The organism is Oleiphilus sp. HI0086 (assembly GCF_001635225.1).
In genome coordinates, this window is the sequence record NZ_LWFZ01001488.1 from 1 (window position 1) to 923 (window position 923).

1 protein-coding gene is annotated in these 923 nt (G+C 45.2%); it reads left to right on the top strand.

All coding sequences use genetic code 11. The annotated features are described in order from the left end of the window. Positions 1-237: 237 nt before the first annotated feature. Entirely contained in the window at positions 238-888 is a 651-nt protein-coding gene (gene gmk, locus A3756_RS25210; RefSeq protein ID WP_068508644.1) for a guanylate kinase, read from the top strand. Positions 889-923: the final 35 nt, after the last annotated feature.

The following is a 923-nucleotide window of genomic DNA, read 5'->3' on the forward strand; positions in this document are numbered from 1 at the left end:
AATGCCAGATTGCCGGAGAAATCGGGTGATAATGACAATATTGTTTCACAGGGTGTTTATACCAACAGTATTAGCCGTTCAATAAAATTCGTCTGTAGCGCTTTATCAAGATCTACTGAGACTAAGAGATACTCTTTTTAGCTGAAATTTAGCATAATGCTCCACATCGCATTAAATATAGTTGTTTTAGCTGATGAATAACAGCCTAGACATTGCTTAGAATCTGGAGGAGAAAGAGTGGGTAGCACAGGTGAAAAGTCTAAAGAAGTTGCAAGGCAAGGGCGTTTATATGTCGTTTCAGCCCCTTCCGGAGCAGGGAAAACAAGCCTGGTAGCAGCCTTACTCGAAGCCGACTCAGGTATCGAAGTTTCAGTTTCTCATACCACTCGCCAGGCTCGTCCCGGGGAAGTCGATGGCGTTAATTATCACTTTGTCAGCATCCCCGAGTTTGAGCAGCTCATATCTGAATCTGGCTTTCTAGAGCATGCAAAAGTTTTCGATAACTACTACGGTACCTCCAAGACCTGGCTTGAGCAGCGTATGGCGCTTGGGCAAGACGTTATTCTTGAAATCGATTGGCAGGGTGCGCAGCAAGTAAGAGAACTGATGCCAGATACCGTGAGCATCTTTATCCTACCTCCATCTAAAGCCGCCTTGCGCGAACGCTTACAAGGGCGCGGCCAAGATAGTGAAGAAGTCATTGAGCGCCGCATGGCCGATGCAACCAGTGAAAGTAGCCATTATCATGAGTACGACTATCTGGTTATTAACGATCAATTTGGCGATGCATTAAGCGATCTATTGTCGATTTTTAAATCAAATCGGCTAGACACCGCCAGTCAAAGCGCGCAGCATGAAGAAATATTGACCGAGCTATTGTCTTCTTAGAGCGTTTTTCGTAGTATGTTCGGTCGTTTTTGGGT